Here is a 20,853-nt window from a genome sequence, read left to right on the forward strand (position 1 = left end):
TTAGATCAGGTTAAACCTGCCATGGTCCGCCTCGCTTGATTGGTGACAAGTCCTGTTTAAAACGCCTCCACCACCACGGAGACCAGCGTCTCGGCGGCGCGTTTGGCGGCGTCTTCGGTGGCGGCAAGCCGCTGGCTCTCCGCGGCGGCGATGGCGCTTTGGGATACATACCGCCATGTGATGGCCACCCTTTGTTTGGTCAGCGTTTTTTCCCTGCGGGCGTAACGGTGGGTTATCTGGATATCCAGGCTCACGATATATTCGGTGGCCACGTTGTCCGATGAATAGGCCACGGGCTGGAGGCTGTAAGACTCTATGGAGCCTACAAGAAGGGTGTCAGCCGCGCCGGAATCATCCACTTTCAGCCTGCCGTCCCGGATGAACTCGTCTTTCACGGCGCGGGTAACGATGGAGTCCAGCTCCGGCTCGCCGGTCTTGTTTTCGAACAGGGGGATGGACACGCTTCGCACATCCTGCGGTAAGGCGCTTCCCTTACCCACCAGCGCGTATCCGCAACCGGCCACAAGCGCCAGCGCTAAAACGCACAGCGCCCCGCCCACCGTATTATATTTTGAGCGTCTCACAGCGTGTATTCCATTTCAATTCCTGGGCCGGTGAGATACAAGAACATCCACCACCGAAGGATCGGCCAAGGTAGAGGTATCCCCCAAATTCGCAAGGTCGTTCTCGGCGATCTTGCGCAAAATCCTGCGCATTATCTTGCCGGACCGGGTTTTGGGCAAGCCGGGGGCGAACTGGATTACGTCCGGCTTGGCGATGGGGCCTATCTCTTTGGACACATGGTCGCTCAGTTTCTTCTTCAACTCCGGAGCCGCTGGGTCCACCCCCTGGTTCAAGGTGACAAAGGCGTATATCCCCTGCCCCTTGATGTCGTGCGGGTAACCCACCACCGCCGCTTCCGCCACCAGGTCGTGAGACACCAGGGCCGATTCCACCTCCGCCGTGCCAATACGATGCCCGGCCACGTTTATAACGTCGTCCACCCGGCCCATGAGCCAGTAATATCCGTCTTCATCCACCCTGGCGCCGTCGCCTGTGAAATATTTCCCGGGGTATTGGGAGAAATAGGTTTCGCGGAACCTTTCGTGATGGCCGTACACCGTGCGCATCTGGCCGGGCCACGAGGATTTTATGACAAGATACCCGCCCTCGTTCACCGCCGCCGGGGAACCGTCTTGTTTTATCACTTCAGGCTCCACGCCGAAAAAAGGCAAAGTGGCCGAGCCTGGCTTTGTGGCCACGGCGCCAGGCAACGGAGTGATAAGTATGCCGCCGGTCTCGGTTTGCCACCAGGTGTCAACTATGGGGCATGTCTCCCTGCCCACATGGTTGTGATACCACATCCACGCCTCGGGGTTTATGGGTTCCCCCACTGTACCCAAAAGCCGCAACGATGAAAGGTCGCACCCGGCGGGCCATTTTTCCCCTTCCCGGGCTACGGCGCGGATGGCCGTGGGGGCCGTGTAAAAAATCGTCACCTTGTACTTCTCCACCACTTTCCAGAACCGGTCCGGCTCGGGATAGGTGGGGACCCCCTCAAACATAAGGGTTGTGGCGCCGTTGGAAAGAGGCCCGTACACCACGTAACTGTGGCCGGTTATCCAGCCTATGTCTGCTGTACACCAGAATATGTCGTCCTCGTGATAGTCGAAGATATACCTGAACGTCTCGTGGGTGTACAGGAGGTATCCGCCGGTGGTGTGCAGAACCCCCTTGGGTTTGCCGGTGGAGCCGGAAGTGTAGAGGATAAAAAGCGGGTCCTCGGCGTTGTTGCTCACCGGTGGGCAATCGGCGCTGGCGTTGGCCATGGCGTCTTCCCACCATATGTCCCGCCCTTTCACCCAGTCCACCTCGTGGTTCGTGCGGCGGACGATAATCATCTGCTTCACCGAGGGGCATTGGGCCGCGGCGGTGTCCGCCGCTTTTTTCAGCTCTATAACCTTGCCCGCCCGGTAGCTTCCATCCGCGGTGATTACCAGCTTGGACTCGCAATCGTGGATCCGGTCCCGTAGAGATTCGGCCGAGAACCCGCCGAACACCACGCTATGGATAGCGCCAATACGGGCGCAGGCCAGCATGGCCACGGCCAGCTCCGGTATCATTCCCAGGTATATGGTCACCCGGTCGCCTTTTTCTATGCCATGTTTCTTTAGGACGTTGGCGAATTTCACCACCTCTGTGTGAAGCTGTCTATAGGTGATGGCTTTGGATTCGGTGGTATGGTCCCCCTCCCAAAGAATGGCTATCTTGTCTCCCCGGGTGGCCAGGTGACGGTCCAGACAGTTATAGGAAACGTTCAGTTCCCCGCCCTCGAACCATTTTATGCTGGCGTTTATAAAATCATACTGGCGCACACGGTTCCATTTCTTTGTCCATACCAGGCTTTGCCCGGCCCGTCCGGCCCAGAACCCATCCGGGTCTTCGATGGAGTTTTTGTATAGCTCCCGGTACTCATCCAGGCTTTTTATCCAGGCTTTTGAAGAGAATTCCGCTGAAGGAGGGAAGATCCTTCGTTCGGTGGACATGGACTGTATGGCGCCAGCTTCGGTCATGACAAGGTTCGCTCCTGGTTAGTGGTTGAGCAACGAAACGGTCCGGCGGATATATTATCAAAATGGGAGAGAGGCAGGAAGCCAGCCCTTAAATTTAGCCGTAGAGCTTTTATCAAGCCTCTCAAGTGGCCTGGCGTTATAACCTTTAGCGCCCGGCGGGCCGCCATACTCCCGGACCGGTTACATAAGTTGGCCGACTATGTAATGTGTCCCGTATTTTTCCAGGTTTTCCAGTTGCGTTTCCGAAGTGCCCAGGTGTTTTTCCTCGTCACGCAAAATCCCTTCCATCAGAAGACGCGAGCCATTGTCATTCTCGGCGGCGCATAGCCGGATGCCCTCGTTGTACATCTCTATAGCCTCGTTCTCAAGCTGTATGTTCCACCTAAGCATATCGGCGATCTCCACCATTTCCTCCCTGGGGATCTCATGCTTGGAATATTTAACGTTGCGGCCCAGATAGGTTATCCGTTCAGCCAGCATTTCGGCGTGACGCATCTCCTCCTTGGCGTCCTCCTTGCGCCCCTCGGCCAGTTTTGAAAAGCCGGCGTTGTCCAGCTTCACGTGCTGATCCATGTAAATACCGATTGCGCCTATTTCCGCGTTGTAAAGCGCGCAGAGATAATCCACCACCTTGTCACTTACGGTTCTTGGCATTTATACCTCCTGTCCCGGTCCTGGATTGAGTTATCCGGCGCAACCCGAGGCGCCGCCCAAATATCCACCACACCATTCTTCGCCATGACCTATCATATATTCTAGTTGAAAAACCTCTATTGCGCCCAATCTTCAAACCGGGTCCAGGTACAATGGCATAGCTTTTCTTATGTTCACTACAGTTTCAAGCGAAACGTCGGCCAAGGCTACCCCCTCACCAGTTTCAAGAAGATTTAAAACGCGGCCCCAGGGATCCACAATTACGGTGTGGCCAAAACAGCGCTTGGGGCCAACGCGCCCGGCCAAAGCTGGAGCCAGCATGTAACACTGGCTGTCCATGGCCCTGCACTTTACCAAGGTCAGCCAGTGCTCTTCGCCTGTTTCCCCGGTGAAAGCGGATGGCACGGCGATAATGTGCGCCCCCATATGCCTTAGCGTCGTGAAATGTCCGGGGAACCTGAGTTCGAAACAGAGCGAAAACCCCAGAGTCCAATCGTCCACCACCGTTGTTTTCGGCCCATCACCCGGGGTGAGCCACCGGCTTTCCCGGTAACTTCCAGCCTCTGTGTCCGCGTCGAAAAGATGGGTCTTGGCATATCGGGCCAGCCCTTTTCCATCCGGGCCGAACATGACAGAAACGTTTTGGGATTTATCCGGCTCTCCCGATGGAAGCAGAACCGAACCGGCCAATATAAATACGCCAAGCTCACGCGACGCCGCGCCAAATACTGAAAGGATATCCTCACCCTGCTTTGCCACACCGGCCCAGGTTTCCTCCGGCCCGTAATAGGTGAAATATTCGGGAAGCGCCACTAACCGCGCCCCCTCCGCCGCCGCCTGGCGCACAAACCCCAGCGCCTTCTCCACGGCCTGCGATGTGTCCGTCCCGGCGGATAACTGGATGGCGGCGACCTTCATTCAGTATTTCCGCCAGTTCATGGGAACTGAGTTGCGGGAGGCGTAGTTGTCCAGCTTGCTGAACAGTTTATCGGCTTCGGTGTATTGCCGTTCGGCGAAACCGCGATACAGCTTTATCTTTTCAAGCTTGCTCATTATGGTTGTGGAACTTTCCTGCTCCTTTAGCCATTTGAGGAATTCCTCCCAGTCTTTCCTGGTTTCGGCGAAATTATAAAAGTTTATTTTCCACCAGGCCTCGTCGTGACCGCCTGGGCGGCTGGCGGATGGCGGCAGTTCCTCCAATATCAGTTTCCTGCGCTGGGTGTTGATGGTGACCGAGAAGTTGGACATGAAATCCATCCCCACAAGCCCCTCGAACGACCCGGAGATGGACGGCGTGATGGTGGTGGGGATGAAATGATCCACCGCGTCCCCTACTTGCAGGGTGTCAATTATGGTGAGCGCCGCCGGAACCGTGCCACCGATGCCGCCGGCCTGGGTGTACAGCAGGCCGTCTTTCTTATCGAATAGCCCCAGCTTCTCGGCGAGGCGGGGGGAGATTACAAGGCCCGGCGCGCCCGTATCCAGCACCATGTCCACGGTTATGGAGTTGTTGAACCTTACGGGAATAATTATGCGGCGCGCGGTACCCTCATAAGCCTTGTACGGGATTTCATACCGCTTAAGCTTTTTCTCCTCCTCGGCTTTTTTAACCTCTGCGGAGGTAAGCATTCCCCCTTCGGAGGGTTGGGCCTCCTCCGGTTTTGGAGCTGGCTCTTTGCGTTTCTTGAACTCCTCAGTGACCACCTGGTTGCGGTATTTCGGGGGGATGCCCGCCGGTGTATCGGCGAAATGGACATTTCCCTGGTCGTCCACCCATTTGTACATGGTTTGGGCCGGGGCAAAGGTTCCGGTGAGGAGGGCTATAAACGCCGCCGCCAGGGCCGTTTGAAATACCTTGAATTTAGCGCCCATCGGAACCACTCCCTGATGTTTCACCGCAAGTCCAATAAAACATTACCAGCCACGGGCTTAATGTCAAGCCCGGCATGGCAGGGCTATTATCCTTGAACGCCAATAGAGGCAAGATAGGCGCCCACCAGTTTGTCGCCCCACAGCATGGCCGTAACCGCTCCAGCGGCAAGGAACGGGCCGAAGGGGATCTTGTCTTTCCTGCCACGGCCAAAAGCCACGATGGCCGTAACGCCGATGATGGCGCCTGTAACAGAGCCTAGCAGTATGGTGAGCAAGGTGAGTTTCCACCCTAAAAAAGCGCCCACGGCGGCCATCAGTTTTATGTCGCCGCCGCCCATGCCGCCGGGATACAGCGTGGCGATGGCGAAAAATATGCCGCCCCCCGCCAAGGCGCCGGTGATGGCCCCATAAAACCCCAGGGGCAATAATGGCGACACCATTAGCCCCAGCAGGGCGCCGCCCAGCGAAATCTCATCGGGGATTATCTGGAAATCCAGGTCTATAAAAGTGATGGCTATAAGGCCCCAGGCGAACAGGCAATACAGCGCCGCCATCATTGTGAACCCATGAACCGCCACCACGTTCAGGGTTATAAGGGCGGTGAGAAGCTCCACGAAAAAATACCGGGGGGATATGGGCTGGCCGCAATCCCTGCAAAAACCCATTAACACAAGCCAGCTTACCAGCGGGATATTGTCACTCCAGCGCACGGGGGAGCCGCAGGCGAAACAGTGGGAGCCAGGGCGGACGATGGAGCGGCCCATGGGAAGCCGGTATATGACCACGTTAAGGAAACTGCCCGCGCAGGCGCCGATGATGAATGCGTAGGCAAGCAGGAACCACGAGGGTAAGGTGGAAAAAGTCATTCCGTAATCCCCTCCACATCGCCGAACCGCTCGAAAACCACCCGGCGGGCGGTATCCATAGAGAACCCCCGGCGCACCAGGTGGTCGAAAATCTTCCGCTTGCGGGTTTTAGCGTCGGCCCCGGGCTTTAAAAACCGGAATTTCTTTTTAGCCGCTTCCAAAGCCACCGCGTATTCTTCCTCCGCCTCGCCAAACAGCGCGCTTACGGTCTCATCTATCAACTGCCCGTCAAACCCTTTGGCGGCCAGTTCCCGCCTCAGTTTACCGGGCCCAACCCGCATCCGGTCCACCCTGCCGGCGGCGTATCGCCGGCAGTACTCCGCATCATTGAGAAACCCGCCTTCCAGAAGCCGATGGATTACCTGCTCCACCTCCGGCGGCCCGTATTCCGCCGCCAGAAGTTTCGCCCTCAGCTCCCAAACCGAATGGGCCCGGCGGGCCAGGATTTTTAAAGCCCGGCCCCGGCAGGAAAGTTTTCCGCTATTATCCGCCATTCACAATATGCCTGGCGCCCGGCGCGTTATGCCTGGATTATTTTGCCGCCGCGGCTTTCTCGGCCATCATCGGCAAACCCAGCTTCTCCCGCAGTTTGTTCTCCAGCTCCATGGCGGTGTCGGGATAATCGCGCAGGAATTTTTTGGAGTTCTCCTTGCCCTGCCCTATGCGCTCGGTACCGTAGGAGAACCACGCGCCGGACTTCTGGATGAACCCGTGCGCCACGCCCAGGTCCACCAGATCCCCCTCGCGGGAGATGCCCTCGCCGAACACCATGTCCACCTCGGCTTCGCGGAATGGGGGCGCCATCTTGTTCTTCACTATTTTCACTTTCACGCGGTTGCCGATAGAGTCGTTCTGCTCTTTAATGGTGGCTATCCGGCGGATGTCCACCCTTATGCTGGCGTAAAATTTCAAGGCGTTGCCGCCGGTGGTGGTCTCCGGATTGCCGAAGGTTACACCGATTTTCTGCCGTATCTGGTTGATGAATATCAGGCAGGTTTTGGACTTGGAGACTATGGCGGTAAGTTTTCGCAACGCCTGGCTCATAAGCCGCGCCTGGAGACCCATTTGCGGATCCCCCATGTCCCCCTCCAGCTCGGATTTGGGCACCAGGGCCGCCACGGAGTCTATAACGATAACGTCCACCCCGCCGGAGCGGATGAGCATTTCGGTGATTTCCAGCGCCTGTTCACCGGTGTCCGGCTGGGAGATGAGCAGGTTGTCTATATCCACCCCCACGTTGCGGGCATAGTTGGGGTCGAACGCGTGTTCGGCGTCTATAAAAGCGGCGTTGCCGCCGGTTTTCTGCGCCTCGGCTATCACATGCAGGGTGAGCGTGGTTTTACCGGAAGATTCCGGCCCGAAAACCTCCACCACCCGGCCCCGGGGGAAACCACCGATACCCAAGGCGGAGTCTATAGATAACGTTCCCGTAGAGATGGCTTCCACCGGCTCGGCAGTGCTATCCCCCATGCGCATGATGGAGCCTTTGCCAAACTGCTTTTCTATTTGTGAAAGGGCGTTTAGCAGGGCTTTTTGTTTTTCACCGGTGTCCTTGGCCATCGTATCTCCTGTCAATTATGTTTTGACCTTGGGTAATTATAACCAACGGGAGGCAATTGTAAACGAAAATAAACCGAAAATAGTAATTATTTTTTAACATGTGAATATACAATGTATTGCATTACCGCAGGGCCGTGTTTTTTGAACTGGATGATTGTCATCCTTACGCTTTTTAGGTGTTATAACCCCGGACTGCTTATGCCAGCCAAGGGCCACGAGTTGATAACACCTCGCGGAGCGGGAACCTTTTTTCGTCGCTTACGCCATGTCATCCCGGCCAAGCGCCAGCGCGAGCCGGGACCAGGGCCTCAGACGAACAGCTAAGCCCTGATGCCGGATCAAGTCCGGCATGACAACAGTCGCTTCCCCGTGGTCGGGCGACCACGGGGAAGCAATTACAGGGCGACCACGGGGAAGCAGTCTCAGGACGATGAAGGGAAAGCATAGGGCGGCCACGGGTGGCCGCCCCTGCGAGAAACCGGGGTTGCAACAATAGCTGGTTTAAAACCCGTCCCTGCCAAAGAACCTGGGAACCGCGAAAGCGGGGATCTACTGCCGGGCCGCGCTATCGGCGGGTTTGGCTGGCGCTTCCTCTTTTTGCATTATCTCCACCTGGCCGGATTTGCGGAGTTTGTCCATGTACTGTTCAAACTTGCCTTCCAGCAAAGCCCTTCGCGCCATTTCCCGCGCCTCGCCATCGTCGCGTTTCTTCTTTCCGGTGATCTCCAGCAGTTTGAATATGCTGAACCCGTGGGGGCCTTGTACCGGTTTGGTTACGCCGCCGGTTTTTTCGGCCAGCAGGGCGCGGTCCACAACGGTATATGACCTGTCGCCGATGGTCATCATGCCGAGGCGCCCGGCGTTTGCCTGCGCGTCGGGGGCGATAGAATATTTGGTGGCCAGTTCATAAAAATTGCCGCCAGCCAGGGCTTTTTTGCGAACGGTTTCGGCCTCTTCTTTGGTCTTGGTCACAATCATAAGGGCGGCGGCGTACCGGGGCTGGTATTTTAGAAACTCGTTGGCGGCGATATAAGCGGCCACCTCTTTTTTGGACGGCTCATTTTGCGAATCCAGCCGCTGGCGCAATATGTTCACTGCCAGGCTGTGGTCAAACTCCCCAACTTGTTCTTTGTACCTTGCTATGTCCGCCAGGCCGTTGGCCCGGCCTTCGGCGGCGAATATTTTTTCCTCCACAATCCCGGCGACGAATTCCAGCAGGGCGGCCTTGTCAGACCCGAACCGTTTGGCCTGTTCTTTCACATCGCCGTATTTGATGTTGAAAAACGAACCGGTGGCCAGCGTGGCGGAATCTTTAATCGACGGTTCGCCTTTCCCGGCCAGGTCCGGTGATAGCTCCACCTTGTATTTTTCCAGCAGGATGGCGGTTTCCACCATCATCAGCTCTTTGCGTTTTCCGCTTTGCAGGATGGCCGTGGCGGCCTCTTTTGTGACACCCCTGTCCGCCATCAGCTTGTCCACGTCGGCGTCCACCACCTTTATCTTCTCGTCGAACAGTTTCCGGCGGTACAGGTCCGCCAGGACCGTATCCTGGTATTCGTTGGACTTCCGGACAAACTCCGGAGACGATAGCGCGCCAGCGTTCCGGGCCTCCTGGTATAAAAGCTCGGAATCTATCATTCCCTTCAGCGCCTCCAGGGCGCGGGCGTTGCGCTCCAGTTTCTCATCGGCGGTCATGGGCCCGCCGGAGGGAAGGCTACCTAAAGCCCGGTTCAACTCCTCCAGGGTTATCACTTTGGAGCCCACCCTGGCCACCGGCGTTTCGGCGCCAGCCGTATAAACATTCAGCGTGATTAAAGTAATGGTGATCGCAAACAGAACCCGTAACGTCATTTTCATTTATCCTCTGAACATAAAAAAGCGGCCGGAGAAGGGACTAAACCCTCTCTCCGGCCGCGACAGGTCAACAGGTCACTTCTTGATCTTCTTGGGATTGGCCCCGCCAAGATCAGGAGCGGTAGCGTGGATGAACGACACGGCCGCGTCGAAGTTCGTCCCTATGGAGTCGCCATTATACAGCAACTCCTCGGCTATCTTCGGCACCCCGCCCTTGTTCACCTCGTGGCAGGCGGCGCATTTCACCGGCCCGTGACTGCCGTCCGGGTTCATGGCGGCGGCCTGCTTGTACGTGGTCAGGTCCACCTTGCTTGTCACCGGATACAGCCCATGGATGGACTCGTGGCAGGCCTGACAGCTCAAGCCCGCATGCCCCTTGGAGTAGCGCATAAGGGAGTGCTTGCCCGGCTGGTTGATGGGGAAAGCCACCCCGCCCTGCCCTTCCACGAAGGGGGCGGCGTGACAGTCGGCGCAGTGGGGCGCGCCGGCGGACAGCCAGTAGTCCCGCCCATGGGTGGCGGCGCTATAAGGAACAGCGGCGCCGCCCTTGATGTTGGCGGAGTCACCAGGGTTGGCCGAGAGTATCTTCACGCTCACGTCGCCGTCCTCATCCTTGGAGGCCACAGGGCCCTGTTCGGTCACCGCTATGACGGCGATGTCCGGAACAAGCCTTTCCTTGGCCCAGGTGAGCATAACGCCGGAATCCTTGTCCTCGCCTTTCAGCGGAACTTTCGGGTCGATATATTTGGCCACCAGGTCTTTCTTGGAGACCCCTATGGCCTTGGCGATATCGTCCAGGGATTTGTTCCGGATGGTCTGCCCGGCCTGGGTGAAGGCGTGGGTCAGGTTGTCCCTCTGGTAAAGTTCGCGGGTGAGCTGGTTGTGGCAGTTGGTGCACCACAGCCCTTTCATCTTGCCACCCTCCATGGCCACGTTCTCCTTGAGGTACTTGCCCACCGCGTTGAGGCGGGAAGACTTGCTGGCCAGGTCTTTACCCTTCTGGGGGTTGGAGTGCACGTCGCGGCCGACGAAACAGCCGCCGGCGGCGTCGCGGTTGTCCGCGTTCTCATAGGCGTTCTTGCCGTCGGTGGTGATGGGATAGCCAGCCATGCTCCTGTCCTGCCTGTGGGCCGGATGGCAACCCTGGCACGCGCCGGACCTGCCCTGGGAGTCGGCCAAAGGCCGGGCGCTCTGGTGGGTGCGGTGGATGGCTTCGGTAAGCGGCATGATGACCGCGTCCTTGTCCTTCACGGTGGCGGAAACGTCACCGGCCTTCCTGGAGGACAGTTTGCCTATGACGTTGTCGGCATGGCATTCCTGGCAGAGCACCGCTCCCCGGCCCAGCCTGTTTGAGGTGGCCTTGGCGTTGTAGTTCTTCAGGAAGTCGGTGCCGTGCTTGGCGTCGTGGATTTCCATAATGGAAATGGCGGTGCCTTTGAGCCTGGCGAACCAGTCCGAAGCGCCCACCGATTTCCAATACTCCTGCTCGCCCTTGTACTTGTTATATTTGCCGCCGTTGGCGTTCTCGTTGGCGTGGCAGTTATAACAGTTGGGCACGTCTATGGGGTTGGTGCCGGTGTAGGACACCGGTTTGCCGGTGGCCGAATCCATCACCGCTTTGCCGGTTTTGGCGTCCACCAGGGTCACCCGCGCCTGCTGGTAGGGCTGGATGTCCTTCTCGGTGATCTTCATTATGCCCTTGCTCACCTCGTTGTCGAGGAAAGGCGTGAGCGGCAGGCCCAGCGCCTCCCATATGCCGGGGTTGGTGAGCACTATCGGCACGTTGTCCAGCACCGGGGACTTGGTGAACACTATGGTTCCCTTGTCGCCGGAATATTTAAGATAGCTACCGGAAACCGGCTGGCCGGAAGGGCCCGCGTCCAGCGGCACCGGGATCTCCACGCCCACCCTCAGCTTTTCGGAATCCTTGGAGGTTTTATTGGGGTTGGATCCTTCCAGGTCGGCGTAAACGTACAGATGGCGGAAGTATGCGTTGGCCACCGACTCGTTGGAGCCATAGGGGTTGCCGTCGCCGTTTATGTCGTAGGGCACGTTCCAATAGGCCATCTTGTTGCCTTCGGAATAGCTGTTGCCCACGTGCTCGTAGAAGAGCTTGAAGCGTTTGTCCCCGTCCACCAGCACCGACGGGTCTTTGGGATCCGCGGCCATGAGGGTGGGTTTATTGTCCTTTTTGTCGAACCTTGCGTGTTTTACAACCTGGGTGAGAATGCTGTTGTAAGGCGGTAGCACGCAACAATAAGAGAAATCGAACCCGGTGCAGTGCATGCCGAGCTCATAGTTTATGGAGATCACATAATCCTTGCTCTTGCTTGCGGCGCTGGCGGTTTGAATGTTCCCGCCGGAACCGGAAGCCACCAGCGCCGTAAGCGCCAGCGCCGCGCTTTTCTCCCCGAAAGCGCGTAATCTGTCAAAAACTCCCCTACGCTTCTTCATAGCCCTCTCCGCTAAAAAAGAAATGAAAAAATGGTAGCCACGGCGTAACAAGTTGAACAACCAGGTTACGGCCACTCTAAACGCGTGAAATGAAGACTGGACGCTCCAACCGCTCCCGGCGCGGTCGCGCTGGCCGGGGAAATTGCGCGATAAGGATTATCCCCCCTCTTCTTGAGGGATGAATATATTCCCGTTGCATAGGGTAGTAAATACCCCGGGGTAAAAAAGTTCCCAAGCGCTATATGTACTCATTTATAAAAATAAATACATTCCTCTAAAATGCACATTATCGGACAAACAAAAAGCCGGGCGGTTGAACACCCGGCTTGAAAGTATTTACAACGGCCCGGCTATGCCAAATCCCCTTCTTCCCCTTTGTCTTCACCGCCGATGCCGTATTTGGCCAGTTTGTACCGGAAGGAGCGGAACGTGAGGTTCACCAGCTTGGCGGCCTCTTTCTTTTTTCCTTGGGCCTTCTCCAGCGCCTTTAGCAGGTACTCCTTCTCGATGGAGCTGATGACCGTCTCCAGGTCCATCCCCGTCGCGGGAATGCGATAGGCATCATGCCCGGGCTCCGCGATGGAGAACCGGATGTAATCGGGCAGGTTCTCCACCTCTATCCTGGGGCCTGTGGTAAGCACCACCGCCCGTTCAATGACGTTCTCCAGCTCCCGCACGTTGCCGCGCCAGTAATGGTTTTCAAGCAATGTCATGGCCTCCGGCGATATGGAGGTTATTCTGCGGCGGTCTTCCTCCGAATATTTTTCCATGAACCGGGTGACCATCAGCGGGATGTCCTCCCGCCGCTCCCGCAATGGAGGGATGGAGAGGTTTATTATGTTCAGCCTGTAATAAAGGTCTTCGCGGAATTTCCCGGAACGGATAAGCTCGTCCAGGTTCTGGTTCGTGGCGGCTATCACGCGGATGTCCACCTTTATCTCTTTCACGCCGCCCACGCGTTTAAACTCCCGCTCTTGCAGGACCCGGAGCAACTTCACCTGCACCGATACCGGCGCCTCGGCCACCTCGTCCAGAAAGAACGTGCCTCCGTCCGCCAGTTCCATCAGGCCTTTCTTGTCCGCATGGGCGCCGGTGAAGGAGCCTTTCTGGTGGCCGAACAACTCGCTTTCCAACAGCTGTTCCGGCATGGCGCCGCAGTTGATGGACATGAAGGGTTTGTCTTTACGCTCCGACAGGTAATGGATGGCCTTGGCCACCAGTTCCTTGCCCACGCCGGACTCGCCGTTGATCATAACCGTGGAGCGGCTGTCCGCCACTTTCCTTATCATGCGGAAGAGGCTGGTCATTTTCCCGGACTTGCCCAACAGCTCGCCGATGGAATAGCTTTGGGCCACCTCTTCCTGCAGGCGGCGTATCTCCGCCTTGTCGCGGCGGCGCTCCAGCGCCTTGGCCACGGTGAGCTTTATCTCGTCTATCTTGAAGGGTTTTGTGATGTAATCGTAGGCGCCTATTTTCATGGCCTCCACGGCGGTGTCTGTGGAGGCGAAGGCGGTGATCATTATCACGGGCACGTTGGGGTCTTTTTCGGCGGATTTTTTGAGCACCGCCATGCCCCCGGCTTTGGGCATGTTGATGTCGGTGATCACCAGGTCTATATCGCGGGTTTCCAGCGCCTCCATGGCTATTTCGGCGGAAGAGGCGGAGACCACGTCGTACCCCTCGCGGTTCAGCATGATCTCCAGGAACTCGGTCATGCTCTTTTCGTCGTCGGCCACCAGTATGGTGAACATTGTTTATCGCGCCGCAGTATAAATAGGGCGGGGCATCCGCCGTTCAGGCGACAGAGCGGGCATGCGCTATTTCACCGTGGCGGATCGGGCGCATCTGCGACACGCGCAGGGTGACCACGGCAACGGTTTCACCATCGAGGGTTACAAACTCAACCTCCGCGCCTTCCCCATCCTTGTGAAGCATGACCACCGTGCCGATATCGCCTCGTTTCAGCCCAGCCGCTGGCAGATCGGTTTCCAGAACCACACTTTCAAGCTCGCGTATCATCACCTATTCTCCTTCGCTGGATACGCCGTCACGAAACGGGGCATGTCCTCCCCCTGTTCAACAAACCAAACGGAGCGCACTAACGGATTTCGCCCATCAGGTGATTCCAATGGCCCATCAATGACATATCGTGTTCCAAACATGGTTTGTTCCTGTTTCATATAATCATGGCGGGCATGATTTTTCAACGATTCCCTCAAGAACTCCGGATTGGACGGTAAAAAACCGAACCGGCTAAAGAATCTCGCCTTATGCTTGCCGTTTGGATGCATCCCGGAAAGCAGGTAACCAGTCACTTTATTCATGTCAACGTCCGCGAGGTGGAAATGAGGTATCCGCATGTTTCAATGTGTTCCCTCGGCCATGCTCCACTCGTTGGCGGCAACCAGTATGGTGAACATTGTTTATCGCGCCGCCAAGGGGTTTACAGGTTATTCGAACATATTAACGTTAACGGGCTGTTGCCCAAATAGTTTAGCGCCGTTTCAGCGATGTCGTCCCGGGCGTAGCGCAAGCGGAGACCCGGGATCAGGGCCCCTTTCCAAATACATATAAGGTCGCGGCCCCGGCTCGCGCTTCGCTTGGCCGGGGTGACATTGCGGGAAACGGTTTGTGCAACAGGCCGTTAAGACTCAAATGGTAGCTTATCGAGGGGCGGCTGGCAATGGCTGTGGGACGGCAACAATCCAGCGGGCGCCTGCTTCCCCGTGGCCGCCTGACGACGGATTCTCCTTGCTTCCCCGTGGCCGCCGACCACGGTCCTCTGTCGAATTAATTAAGTCCGGGGTCGGGCGACACCGGCGAAGCGACTGATGTCATGCCGGACTTGATCCGGCATCAGGGCTTCGCTGTTCGTCATTGACACCCTGATCCCGGCTCGCGCTGGCGCTTGGCCGGGATGACATTTCCACCCCCACTCCCCCTCAAAAAATCGCCCATAAACCGAATTGCTGATATAATTTAAACGCCCCAAAAGGGGCGGAATACTGGCCCATTATTTTACAATTTCAAGTTTTGCTGGAGATTCGGGTGCTGGAGCCGGAAACGAAGGATAAAACCATCCTTATAGTGGATGACGAGCAGGAAATCCGGCGTTTGCTGGAACGCCTCTTCGCCAAGGAAAATTACATTACCCTCACCGCGGAAACCGCCGTGGACGCGCTGATGAAAGCGCAGGACAACGATGTGGACATCGTTATCACCGACCTGCGCATGCCAGGGATGGACGGGCTGGAGCTTATTGGCCAGATCCACGACATCAAGCCCGGCATGCCGGTGGTGGTAATCTCCGGATACGGCACTTTCGACACGGTGGTGGACGCGGTGCGGAAGGGCGCCTTTTTCTTCGTTAACAAGCCTTTCGACCAGAACACCATTCTGGAGGCGGTCGCAAGGGGGCTAAGGCTTCCAAGGCATCACATGACGCACCTGCCGCCGGTGCCGGGAGCGAGCAACGTTATAGAGGCCAGCTTCCCGCCGGATCATGACAACATGGAAAAAATGAACCACCAGTTGTCCTCGGTGGCGGGCATCATGGGCTATTCGCCCCATCAACGGAACATCTCTATCCCCTTCGTGGCGGGGGAGCTTTTGGCCATGGCCGCCAAGGCTATGGAGGCCAACCCGCAACTTACGGTTTCAGCCCGGTTCCTGATAACGGAAGATACTGTGGAGATGGAATTCACAACGCCGCCCGGCGTGTATAACGCCGACCGTCTCCCCAGCTCTATAGAGGAGTTCGATATTACAGACCCGTCGAACATCGGGCTGTTAATGGCAAAGTATTACGCCGAGACGCTCACTTTTTCCCCCGACGGCGCCCAGGCCCGGGTGGTGATGAAGAAAGTAAACCTGTTCCGCGGCTGAACGGCGTTGCCCAAATAGGTTCTGCCGCTTCAGGAACGTCATCCCGGGTGTAGCGCAAGCGAAGGCCCGGAATCAGGGCCTCACTTATCCAGGATTAATGCCGAGACCCAGGCTCGCGCTTCACTTGGCCGGGGTGACAAGTTTGTTACTGCGCCATTTTGGCCATAGCCCGAAGCGAAGGTGGTTTTATTCGCGTATCTTAAGCCCGGGGAACCGCCGGGCCAGCCTCTCCAGCATTACGGACATCACGCCGTTCACCTCCTCGTCCTCCAGGCTCTTCTCCCGGCTACGGAAACCTATGGCGAACGCCGCGCTCTTCTTCCCCTCGCCCATGAAATACACGTCGAACAGCGACACGTCTTCTATAAGTTTGCTGGTCTCCCGGATTTCCAGCGCCAGCCGTTCCACCGCCAGGTCGTCGCCCACCGTAAGCGCAATGTCCCGCCGCACTGATGGGAACTTCGGAAGCTCCGCGAAGTTCACCAGGTTTTTATTGGCGTAGGCCGTGAAAAGGTAGCCCTCCTTGTCCGCTGGCTCTTCAATGTCTCTAGGGACGCATCTCAGCTTTATCTCCGCAAGCCACGTTGCGCCGGGTATTCCCAGCTTGTCCGCCGTTTCGGGATGTATCCTGCCCAGATACCCAACATCGGCGCCGTTGATCTTCATAACGGCGGACTCGAACGGATGCAGGTATGGCGTTTCCGAGCGCTCGTAAACCACAGGGCCCACGCCAAGGAAATCGAAATACCCTTGGATAAGCCCTTTCAACGCTACAAAACTCCAGGGCAGAACGGTGTTGAACCCGGCTTTGCCCCGGGTGTAACCATAGCCTTGTGATTTTGCGCCGGTAACCAGTATCCCGGCCCGGATGTCCTCGTGATTTTCGAAGAAGCAGGAGGATATCTCGTAAACCGACAAATCCCTGGTCTGATACCGCAAATTCTCCTGCAAGGTTTTCAGCAGGCTCGCCGAAAGGGTGTGGCGCATAACGCTCTGGGTCTGGATGATGCTGTTCTGAATCCTCTGCGTGGGCGCGGCCAGCCCCAGCGCCATGAAATCCTCGTCGCCAAGGAATGTATAAGTCACCGTTTCGTCCAGCCCGCACCCTTTAAAATAGTCCCGCGCTCGGGTCTCGAACAAAAACTCGTCGCTCTTTTTATATCTTGCCATTGATATGGACGGAAATGTGGGCTCCAGCGTGTCCAGCCCGCGCAAACGGGCCACCTCTTCTATAAGGTCTATCTCCCGCTCCAGATCCATGGCGCGGAACGGGGGTATCTCCACCGTCACCGATGGGCCTGAAATGGTGGCGGGCAGTTCCAGCTGTTCCATTATCCGCGCAATCTCGCTGGCAGGGACTTCCACGCCTAGAATCCGTTTGGTTTCTTTTTCGGTGATGGTTACCTTCGCCGGTGTGTACGGATTCGGGCATTGGTCACTCACGGCCACGGCGCGGGCCCCGGCGTGGGATACGAATAATTCCACGGCCCGGTCTTCGGCCACGGGGAGGTTTACAATGTCCACTCCCCGTTCGAACCGGTACGACGAGTCGGTAAACACCGCCAGCCGTTTAGCCGTTTTCCTTATGAGCCGCCCGTCGAACACCGCTGACTCCAGAAGGATGTTCGTGGTGGATTCGGCCACTTTAGCGCGCTCCCCGCCGATTACCCCCGCCAGGGCTATGGGGCCCTCGTCGTCGGCTATCACCAGGTCGCCGGGCAAAAGTTTCCGCTCGGCTCCGTCCAGGCATAATATTGTCTCCCACTCGCGGGCCAGGCGGCCGTAAACGGAGCCTTTCAGCTTGTCCATATCGAAAGCGTGAAGCGGCTGGCCCTCTTGCAGAAGGATGTAGTTGGTAATATCCACCGCGTTGTTGATGGGGCCAATGCCGGACTTTATGAGCCGCAGCCGCATGGAAAGCGGAGAGGGAGCCACCTTGACGTTTTCCAGCGTAACGCCGCGATAACGATACACCCCGGCGCTTTCCAGCTTAATATTTATGGGTCCGCCCGTGGAGATGTTCAACGCCGGGGCCGTGGAAGGGCACTTAACCCCGTAAATGGCGCATATCTCCCGCGCCAGGCCGCGAACGCTTAGCGCGTCCCCCCGGTTGGCGGTAACGTCTATCTCTATTATCCTCTCCTCCCCCAGGCCGAGAAGGGCGCTAACGTCCACCCCGGCGGGTGTGTCATTATCAAAAATGAACACGCCGCCGGAAGTATCCTCCAGCCCAAGTTCCTTCAGGGATACGAACATGCCGGAAGAGTCGTAATCGCCGAACTTCACCGGCGATATGGTCCTGCCGCCTATCACGGCGCCCGGCTTGGCAAGCCCTACAACCGCCCCTTCGAACACGTTGGTGGCGGCGGTGATTATCTGCGCGCCGCCCTGACCAGTGTCCACCTGGCAGATCAGCAAGGCGTCTTTTTGCGGATGTTTGGCGACGCTTTTTATTTTGGCGGTCACAAGGTTTTCCACCCGTTCGCCAAAAGGCCGGGCCACGGTCTCGATGCCGGATACCGACAGTTTGGCGGCCACATCTTCCGCGCTGGCGGTGATTGGCGCGAATTCTTTTATCCAGGAATAAGGGATTCTCATCTGCAACCTATGTTAAACAAGGGAGGTATTTTAGTACAAAACCAGCCAGGAAAAAACCGGGACGGGGAGATGGACGGCAAAAGCAGGTTTACAGCCATGGTGGACTGCGCCAAAATGGACGAAAAAAGGAGACCATACATGAAACACCATCTGCTCCTGGGCGCCGCCGTCTTGATAATGTCCACCGCCGCATGCACTGAGCCAAAAGCGGTTGAACAGCCGGCCGCGGAACAACAAGCCCCGCAAACCGTGCGTGAACAGGCCGAAACCGCGGGCAAACTGGGCGACCAGACAGTTACAAAAGACTTGGAGAAAAACCTTACCGGCGTTGTGGACTCGTCGGCGGAGCATAATAAAGAGCTGGACGCGGCCGGAAAATGACTCTTTGGGAACGGGCCACTGTCCCATTAACGCTTCCCCGTGGTCGCTAACCACGGATTCCATCCATCGCTTCTCCATATTCAGCCTATCCAATAATGGACATGGTTTAGGGGTTGGTGAAGAAACCGGGGTCGGGCGACCCCGTGGAAGCGAAATACCCGGATTGAGGTGGCGTCAGGTGGATACTATCTCAGTACAGCTAGTACATCCCCTCCATGCCGCTACCGGTTGCGTTCAACTGTCAAAAAACACCGATGGCGACACATGGAAACGTTTGGACAGATCCCCTATCTGCCGGGTGTTGAAGTGATTCTCACGGATAAGGCGACCCCATGTGTCCAGCGCGGTTCGCGAATCCGGACGCTTGAGCTTGAATTGTTCAACATGGCTCATACCGATAAGCCTCACAAGGCAAATATTGCATATTGCTAAAATGAATAAATGGGAGGCTTTCAAATAAAAAAGGGGCTACCCGACGGGTAGCCCCTGTAAAGAAAGCTATTAGAACTAGTACATCCCTTCCATGCCGCCCATGCCGCCGCCGGGCATGGCGGGACCGGCGGGTTTATCCTCCGGTATCTCGCTTATCATGGCTTCGGTGGTCAGCAGAAGGCCCGCGATGGACGCGGCGTTCTGCAGGGCGGTGCGGGTGACCTTTGTGGGGTCTATTATGCCCGCGTCCAGCATGTCCACATACTCGCCGGTGGCCGCGTTGAGGCCCACGGTCTGCTTCTCCTTGGCCACGTGCTGTACAACCACGGAGCCTTCCAGCCCGGCGTTGTTGGCTATCTGGCGCAGGGGCTCCTGGATGGCGCGGCGGATGATCTCCACGCCGATCTGCTGGTCTTTATTCTCGCACTCCACCTTCTCAAGGGAGCTGATGCAACGGATGAGCGCCACGCCGCCGCCGGGGACGATACCCTCTTCCACCGCCGCGCGGGTGGCGTGCAGGGCGTCTTCCACGCGGGCTTTCTTCTCTTTCATCTCCGTCTCGGTGGCCGCGCCGACGTTGATGACGGCCACGCCGCCAACCAGCTTGGCCAGCCGCTCCTGCAGTTTCTCCCGGTCGTAGTCCGAGGTGGTCTCCTCGATCTGGTTGCGGATCTGCTTTACGCGGCCTTCGATATCTTTGCCTTTGCCTTTGCCCTCAACGATGGTGGTGTTGTCCTTGTCCACGGTGATGCGTTTGGCCTGGCCCAGGTCTTCAACGGTGATGTTTTCCAGCTTGATGCCCAGCTCTTCGGAGATGACATTGCCGCCGGTGAGGATGGCTATGTCTTTCAGCATTTCCTTCCTGCGGTCACCAAATCCGGGGGCTTTCACGGCGCACACCTGCAGGGTGCCCCTCAGCTTGTTCACCACCAGGGTGGCCAGGGCCTCGCCTTCCACGTCCTCGGAAACGATCACCAGCGGCTTGCCCATTTTGGCGATCTTTTCGAGGATGGGGAGCAGGTCTTTCATGCTGGAGATTTTCTTCTCGTTGAGAAGGATGTAACAGTCCTCCAGATGGCACTCCATCTTGTCGGGGTTGGTTACGAAATAAGGGGAAAGGTAGCCGCGGTCAAACTGCATGCCTTCCACTATCTCAAGGGAGGTCTCCATGCTCTTGGCCTCTTCCACGGTGATAACGCCGTCTTTGCCAACCTTGTCCATGGCCTCGGCGATAAGCTCGCCGATGGTGGAGTCGTTATTGGCGGAGATGGTGCCAACCTGGGCTATCTCTTTTTTATCCTTGGTGGCTTTCGAGAGCTTCTTGAGCTTCTCGATCACTTTTTCAACAGCCAGGTCTATGCCCCGTTTCAGGTCCATGGGGTTGGCGCCGGCGGCTATGTTCTTCATGCCTTCGCGGAAAATGGCCTGGGCCAGCACGGTGGCGGTGGTGGTGCCGTCACCAGCCACGTCGGAGGTTTTGGAGGCCACTTCGTTTACCAGCTGGGCGCCCATGTTCTCGTACGGGTCTTTGAGGTCAATCTCTTTAGCCACGGTCACGCCGTCTTTAGTGATGATGGGCGAGCCGAATTTCTTGGAGATGATGACGTTCCGGCCTTTGGGCCCCAGGGTGACCTTCACCGCGTTGGCGAGCTGGTCCATGCCGCGCATAAGCTTGTGGCGCGCGTCTTCGCTGTAGGATATCTGTTTAGCCATTCTAGCTGTAA

The 20,853-nt window shown here is 57.2% G+C and carries 16 protein-coding genes; 2 read left to right on the top strand and 14 right to left on the bottom strand.

Translation table 11 applies throughout. The annotated features are described in order from the left end of the window. Nucleotides 1–56: 56 nt before the first annotated feature. From HY751_05305 to HY751_05360, 12 genes are all read right to left on the bottom strand, one after another. Nucleotides 57–584: an LptE family protein gene (locus HY751_05305; protein MBI4665813.1), complete on the bottom strand. Its 528-nt coding sequence runs from the start codon at nt 582–584 to the stop codon at nt 57–59. A 15-nt stretch (nt 585–599) separates the two neighbouring features. Next, nucleotides 600–2,573, bottom strand: coding sequence for an acetate--CoA ligase (acs, locus tag HY751_05310; GenBank protein MBI4665814.1), 1,974 nt, complete (start codon nt 2,571–2,573; stop codon nt 600–602). 180 nt (nt 2,574–2,753) lie between these two features. After that, nucleotides 2,754–3,227: a hypothetical protein gene (locus HY751_05315; protein ID MBI4665815.1), complete on the bottom strand. Its 474-nt coding sequence runs from the start codon at nt 3,225–3,227 to the stop codon at nt 2,754–2,756. A gap of 132 nt (nt 3,228–3,359) precedes the next feature. Next, nucleotides 3,360–4,145 (bottom strand): carbon-nitrogen hydrolase family protein, encoded by a 786-nt coding sequence (locus HY751_05320; protein MBI4665816.1) that lies wholly within the window; start codon nt 4,143–4,145, stop codon nt 3,360–3,362. Next, nucleotides 4,146–5,099: an aspartyl protease family protein gene (locus tag HY751_05325; GenBank protein MBI4665817.1), complete on the bottom strand. Its 954-nt coding sequence runs from the start codon at nt 5,097–5,099 to the stop codon at nt 4,146–4,148. An 86-nt stretch (nt 5,100–5,185) separates the two neighbouring features. Continuing rightward, on the bottom strand, nt 5,186–5,965 hold the full coding sequence (locus HY751_05330; GenBank protein MBI4665818.1) for a prepilin peptidase: 780 nt from the start codon (nt 5,963–5,965) through the stop codon (nt 5,186–5,188). Next, nucleotides 5,962–6,459, bottom strand: coding sequence for a regulatory protein RecX (locus HY751_05335; GenBank protein MBI4665819.1), 498 nt, complete (start codon nt 6,457–6,459; stop codon nt 5,962–5,964). The genes HY751_05330 and HY751_05335 overlap by 4 nt, the downstream gene beginning before the upstream one ends. A 37-nt stretch (nt 6,460–6,496) precedes the next feature. Continuing rightward, nucleotides 6,497–7,525, bottom strand: a complete 1,029-nt coding sequence (gene recA / locus HY751_05340) for a recombinase RecA (protein ID MBI4665820.1) — start codon at nt 7,523–7,525, stop codon at nt 6,497–6,499. A gap of 549 nt (nt 7,526–8,074) precedes the next feature. Further along, nucleotides 8,075–9,376, bottom strand: coding sequence for a peptidylprolyl isomerase (locus tag HY751_05345; protein MBI4665821.1), 1,302 nt, complete (start codon nt 9,374–9,376; stop codon nt 8,075–8,077). 78 nt (nt 9,377–9,454) lie between these two features. Then, entirely contained in the window at nt 9,455–11,833 is a 2,379-nt protein-coding gene (locus tag HY751_05350; GenBank protein MBI4665822.1) for a hypothetical protein, read from the bottom strand. 350 nt (nt 11,834–12,183) lie between these two features. Next, entirely contained in the window at nt 12,184–13,584 is a 1,401-nt protein-coding gene (locus tag HY751_05355; protein MBI4665823.1) for a sigma-54-dependent Fis family transcriptional regulator, read from the bottom strand. A 43-nt stretch (nt 13,585–13,627) separates the two neighbouring features. Then, on the bottom strand, nt 13,628–13,852 hold the full coding sequence (locus HY751_05360; GenBank protein ID MBI4665824.1) for a DUF4926 domain-containing protein: 225 nt from the start codon (nt 13,850–13,852) through the stop codon (nt 13,628–13,630). 1,029 nt (nt 13,853–14,881) lie between these two features. Here HY751_05360 and HY751_05365 point away from each other — a divergent pair. Then, complete coding sequence (locus tag HY751_05365; GenBank protein MBI4665825.1) at nt 14,882–15,718, top strand: response regulator; 837 nt, start codon at nt 14,882–14,884, stop codon at nt 15,716–15,718. A gap of 186 nt (nt 15,719–15,904) precedes the next feature. Here HY751_05365 and HY751_05370 read toward each other — a convergent pair whose 3' ends face one another. Further along, on the bottom strand, nt 15,905–18,316 hold the full coding sequence (locus HY751_05370) for a phenylalanine--tRNA ligase subunit beta (protein MBI4665826.1): 2,412 nt from the start codon (nt 18,314–18,316) through the stop codon (nt 15,905–15,907). 69 nt (nt 18,317–18,385) lie between these two features. On the opposite strand from HY751_05370, the gene HY751_05375 reads away from it, so the two are divergent. Continuing rightward, entirely contained in the window at nt 18,386–18,697 is a 312-nt protein-coding gene (locus HY751_05375; GenBank protein ID MBI4665827.1) for a hypothetical protein, read from the top strand. Nucleotides 18,698–19,204: 507 nt separating this feature from the next. On the opposite strand, the gene groL is transcribed toward HY751_05375, so the two are convergent. Beyond that, nucleotides 19,205–20,842 carry a chaperonin GroEL gene (gene groL, locus HY751_05380; GenBank protein MBI4665828.1) on the bottom strand — a complete coding sequence of 546 codons (1,638 nt, stop codon included), beginning with the start codon at nt 20,840–20,842 and terminating at the stop codon, nt 19,205–19,207. Between the last annotated feature and the right edge of the window lie 11 nt (nt 20,843–20,853).

The organism is Nitrospinota bacterium, assembly GCA_016208975.1.
GTDB lineage: Bacteria > Nitrospinota_A > UBA7883 > UBA7883 > JACRLM01 > JACQXA01.